The organism is Rhodococcus sp. (in: high G+C Gram-positive bacteria), from assembly GCF_049286785.1.
Taxonomy (GTDB): domain Bacteria; phylum Actinomycetota; class Actinomycetes; order Mycobacteriales; family Mycobacteriaceae; genus Rhodococcus_F.
Genome location: NZ_JBAQEO010000814.1, coordinates 1 through 3,738, shown reverse-complemented (window position 1 = coordinate 3,738; position 3,738 = coordinate 1). Strand labels below are relative to the sequence as shown.

Sequence of the window (3,738 nt, the reverse complement as noted above, 5' to 3'; positions counted from 1 at the left end):
CCCGTCACGGCAGACGTCGGCGCACCCGGAACCCATTCGTGGGGGTACTGGGAACAGGACCTGCGCAAGTCGTGGCCCGTCCTGGCCCGGTCGATGGGCGTCGAGAACTGAAACGCCGTCACATGGGCCGGTGCACCAGAAGCCGGCTCAGCTCCTGCTGTGCGCGAGCGCCCTGGCGTGCCCGGTACGCGATCGGGAAGTAGCGCAGTCGCTCGGGGAGCACTGCTTACGTGAGAAGTACTGCGCCGACACGGTGTATGCGTGCGGTGTGGTGAGAATGATCCATGCCCACGGTCCGGACGCCAGCGCGTGGTGCGCGTTGCCGTGCTCGTCGGTGGAGTTGAGCGTCTTGTGCATGACACGGAGCCGGTCCGCCTCCGCGAGAGCCTCCTCGCCGCCGTAGATCCATGTCATGACGGAGGCGATGCTCCGCTGCGCCCGGCCCATCGCATCCGTGCGGAATGTCGAGTGTTCGCCGACGACGACGCCGACCGTGGGATGCATGGTCTGGAGCAGAAAGGCACTACCCGCGGTGAGCGAGAACGTGATCAGCCCGACGTCGTCCCACAGATGCGTTCCGGGTGTGAAGGGCTTGCGCTCGGGGCGAGGTGCGCGCACAGTCACGTCGTCCTCGCCGGGTGCAGCCTCGCCGGGTGCAGCAGAGTGCTCGACTACCGTCATCACCGTCTCCATCGTTTCGCTGTTTCTCGACCGCCAGCTAACGTGACGTGTCCGGACGCATACAAGTCGCATTGGCAAGGGGTGGTTGATGGTTCCCCAGCAGCGTTCTCATCAGCGGAAAAAGCCGCGCCAGGCCCGCTCGATCGAGACCGAGGCCAGAATTCTCGAGGCGGCCGGTCAGGTTTTGGCCGATCATGGTTACCTCGGATGTTCGACGAGCCGGATCGCTGACGCGGCCGGGATCAGCAAGGGTTCGATCTATCAGTACTTCGCCGACAAGGACGAGGTCCTGACAGCGCTCGCCGCCAAGCTGGCAGACGAGATCACCCAGGCCATCGGGAAGGCCATCGACGGCGGCCTGGGCGACGACTGGCAGAGCCTGGCCGCGGCAGTGCTGTCCGCGTCGTTCCATGCACTGGAGCGCCGCGGCGAGATGTTGCGGCCGTTGTTCGTGGAGGCACCGCACATCAAGCTGGCGGTCATGATCACCGACGTCGTCACCCGCGCCGAGGATGTCGGACGCACCTACATCGCCCTGAATCCCGGCGAGTTCCGGCGCGACCTCGACGTCGACGCCGTCATGTACGTGCTGGTCACGATGCTCGAATCCGTCCTCACCGACTATGTCAGTGCGGCGACCACGATTCCCCGTGAACGCCTCACCGACACCTTGATGGCCGTGCTCGCCCGCACCCTCACCAATGATCCGGCGGAGAATGATCCGGCGGAGCCGGCGCCCAGCAGTCGCCTGGCCTGACGATGACGGAGGAACTCGCGCCCGGCCGGCGCCGCTGGCTCACCCGCAACGTGCGGGTGCTGTCCGCGGTGTCGTTCCTCCAGGACACCGCCAGCGAACTGCTGTATCCGTTGTTGCCGATCTACCTGACCACGGTGCTCGGCGCGCCACCCGGCGTGGTCGGCGCCGTCGAGGGCGCCGCGGAAGGCGCCGCCTCCGTGACCAAGCTCGCGGCCGGTCCACTCGGTGACCGGTTCGCCCGTCGCCCCCTTATCGCCGCCGGGTACGGAATGGCCGCGCTCGGCAAGGTGATGGTCGCGCTGGCCACGGCCTGGCCCGGTGTGCTGGCGGGCCGGATGACGGATCGACTCGGCAAGGGAGTGCGCGGCGCACCGCGGGACGCCCTGCTGGTGGACGACGTCCCCGAGGCTGCGCGCGGGCGCACGTTCGGTTTCCACCGGACCATGGACACCCTCGGTGCGGTGGCAGGTCCGCTGATCGGTCTCGCCGGGTACGAACTACTCGACCATCGGATACAGCCGTTGCTGTGGGTGGCCGTGGTGCCGGCGATCCTGAGTGTGCTGCTCGTGGCGGCCGTGCATGAACGGCCGCACGTGCGAGTCCGCCGGACCGGGAGGTCGCTCCGCGCCGAAGCACGCGAACTGCCGCGCCGGTACTGGCGGGTGGTGGCGGTCCTGTTCGCCTTCAGCGTCGTGAACTTCCCGGACGCCCTGTTGTTGTTGCGGCTCAACGAGATCGGGTTCTCGGTGACCGAGGTGATCCTTGCGTACGTGGGATTCAATTTCGTGTACGCCGTGGCGAGTTACCCCGCCGGCCTGGTCGCCGACCGGTTGTCGAAGCCGACGGTCTTCGGGATCGGCCTGGTGTTCTTCGCCGTCGGGTATCTGGGCCTCGGGCTGACCACGGATCCGGTTGCGGCGTGGGTATTGATCGGAATGTACGGACTCTTCGCCGCCTGCACCGACGGAGTCGGGAAGGCCTGGATCTCGACGCTCGTTCCGGAAGAACGCCAGTCGACGGCGCAGGGTGTGTTCCAGGGGTTCAGCGGCCTCGGTGTCCTGATTGCCGGTATCTGGGCGGGTTTGCTGTGGCTCGAGGACGGCCGGTTGCCGCTTCTGGTGTCCGGAGCCGCCGGGGCGGTCTTCGCCGTCGTTCTCCTGGTTGCCGGACGAGGCGCGGGCAGCCGACCGTGACTCAGACCTTCACGGCCTCGCGGGTTTCCACGGTGACGGGGCGTTTCGCCGCGGGGATGGCGAGGGTGATGGCTGCCGCGACGAGCGCGACGCCGCAGCCGATCAGCAGGCCCGTCCGGAAACCGCCTTCGGTGGGAACGGTATGGCCGGCAACCTGAATGCTCATCTACGCCAGGACCAGGCCCACCACGGCGGCCGACACCGAGGTACCGACGGAGCGCATCAGGGTGTTGACGCTGTTGGCGGAGCCGGTTTCGGACAATGGCACCGCGCTCATCACCAGGGCGGGCATGGCACCGTAGGCCAGGCCCACGCCCGCGGCGCAGATACCGGTGACCGCGACCAGACCCCAGGTCGATCCCATCAGGAAGATCGAGGATCCGTAGCCGAGAGCAATGACAAGACTGCCCGCCAGCAGCGTGATCTTGGGTCCGCGGGTGGACGACAAGCGGGCGCCGAAGGGCGAGACGGCCATCATCACCAGACCCGAGGGGGCCATCCACAGGCCCATGGCCAACACGGGGGTGGCCGGCACGAACGACCAGAGGAGAACCGCGATCAGGGCACTGAGCACGGTGGCCCCCCAGAACAGCACTCGCCAGCTGGTGTTCTGCGCGACGGCGGCGGCGATGGGCAGCCCGAGGGCTCCACCGATTCCCATCGACGAGCTCAGCAGGGCAATGGAGGAGTGCAGGCGCTCGGGCGGCAGCAGATCACGCAGCGCACTGAGTCCCAGCGGGATCATGCCGATGCCCAGACCCTGCAGAGCGCGTCCGGCGACCATCGGGGCGAGGGAGGACGCGGTAGCGCAGGCCACCGATCCCAGGATGAGTGGCACCGTGCAGACCAGCATCATGCGACGCTTGCCGTACAGATCTCCGAGCCGTCCGGTTACGGGTGTGGCCACGGCACCCGCCAGCAGAGTGGCGGTGATGATCCAGGACGCGTTCGACGCGGTGGTGTCGAGCAGGCGCGGCAGGTCGCCGATCAGCGGCACCACCAGGGTCTGCATGAGTGCGGCGACAATTCCGGTGAACGCGAGCACACCGACGAGTCCGCCCGGACGGACGGTAGACGTGGAACTGTCCACACGCATCTCCTTACCCT

Annotated in this window: 3 protein-coding genes and 2 pseudogenes; 3 read left to right on the top strand and 2 right to left on the bottom strand. The window is 67.6% G+C overall.

Annotation, left to right across the window (positions count from 1 at the left end; all coding sequences use genetic code 11):
* Positions 1 to 111: pseudogene (locus WAW17_RS29320) on the top strand (esterase family protein); the annotation flags it as partial.
* 36 nt (positions 112 to 147) lie between these two features.
* On the opposite strand, the gene WAW17_RS29315 reads toward WAW17_RS29320, so the two are convergent.
* Positions 148 to 681, bottom strand: a complete 534-nt coding sequence (locus WAW17_RS29315; RefSeq protein WP_422336362.1) for an oxygenase MpaB family protein — start codon at positions 679 to 681, stop codon at positions 148 to 150.
* Positions 682 to 769: 88 nt separating this feature from the next.
* Between WAW17_RS29315 and WAW17_RS29310 the strand changes: the two genes are divergently transcribed.
* Positions 770 to 1,438 (top strand): TetR/AcrR family transcriptional regulator, encoded by a 669-nt coding sequence (locus tag WAW17_RS29310; RefSeq protein ID WP_422336361.1) that lies wholly within the window; start codon positions 770 to 772, stop codon positions 1,436 to 1,438.
* A gap of 2 nt (positions 1,439 to 1,440) precedes the next feature.
* Positions 1,441 to 2,631: an MFS transporter gene (locus tag WAW17_RS29305; RefSeq protein ID WP_422336360.1), complete on the top strand. Its 1,191-nt coding sequence runs from the start codon at positions 1,441 to 1,443 to the stop codon at positions 2,629 to 2,631.
* Between the two features lies 1 nt (position 2,632).
* Here WAW17_RS29305 and WAW17_RS29300 read toward each other — a convergent pair.
* Positions 2,633 to 3,721 (bottom strand): annotated as a pseudogene (locus tag WAW17_RS29300) (MFS transporter).
* Positions 3,722 to 3,738: the final 17 nt, after the last annotated feature.

Bases quoted from the DNA above. Each gene is read 5' to 3' on its own strand.
- WAW17_RS29315 (WP_422336362.1), bottom strand. From the start codon at position 681: ATGACGGTAGTCGAGCACTCTGCTGCACCCGGCGAGGCTGCACCCGGC.
- WAW17_RS29310 (WP_422336361.1), top strand. From the start codon at position 770: ATGGTTCCCCAGCAGCGTTCTCATCAGCGGAAAAAGCCGCGCCAGGCC.
- WAW17_RS29305 (WP_422336360.1), top strand. From the start codon at position 1,441: ATGACGGAGGAACTCGCGCCCGGCCGGCGCCGCTGGCTCACCCGCAAC.